Source organism: Vibrio sp. D173a (assembly GCF_030248475.1).
This window is the reverse complement of the sequence record NZ_JAHGAH010000781.1, coordinates 1-691: the sequence shown is the minus strand read 5'-3', so window position 1 is coordinate 691 and position 691 is coordinate 1. Positions and strand designations below refer to the sequence as shown.

Genomic DNA, 691 nt, shown 5'->3' with positions numbered 1-691 from the left:
ACGCGAAAAGCAAGGCAGTAACAGAGCCTGCGATTGCTGTCGGTGTAAAGCGCGAAGGTATTGAGTATGGCGATGAAGACGGCATTAACCCAACAGTGTTTTTTATGATTGCTTCACCAGACAACGGTGCTGACCATCATATTTATGTATTACAAGAACTATTTGGAAAATTCAGCGATGAATTTATTCAAGATATCCATAACGCAAAAGATGTACATCAAATCCTTAATATTTTAATTAATTCATAAGGCGTAGACAATTATGAGTACCCTAGCGAACCAAACTACGAATACCAGTAGTAATTCTAATAATAAAAATAGCGACTATAAAAAACTCCTAAGTACCATGAAAGGCCACCTGCTTTTTGGTACATCTCACATGCTACCTTTCATTGTAGCCGGTGGTGTTTTGTTAGCTTTAGCCGTCATGGCATCAGGTAAAGGTGCGGTTACAGCAGACGGCTTGCTGGCAGACATCTCTAACATCGGTATCAAAGGCCTTGTTCTTTTCCCAATCATTCTTGGCGGCTTTAAGTATTTGTTTAACTGTACAAAGGTGGCATTTTTGCTATGCGTTGCGTTTAGTGTTTAAGGTAGTATGCGGAAGCATTGGTATTGCGTTGCTCACATCAACTTAACTAGGCTACATGCATTCAATAATAAGATAGGTATTACAAGTGGTTAGCTATACC

General features: G+C 39.5%; 1 protein-coding gene and 1 pseudogene. Both read left to right on the top strand.

What is annotated here, in order from left to right; translation table 11 throughout:
• Positions 1–248: PTS sugar transporter subunit IIA (locus tag KIV40_RS29245; protein ID WP_285352736.1), on the top strand; the 248-nt coding region annotated here is incomplete at its 5' end.
• Positions 249–261: 13 nt separating this feature from the next.
• Positions 262–531, top strand: a pseudogene (locus tag KIV40_RS29240) (PTS fructose transporter subunit IIC); the annotation flags it as partial.
• Positions 532–691 lie beyond the last annotated feature (160 nt).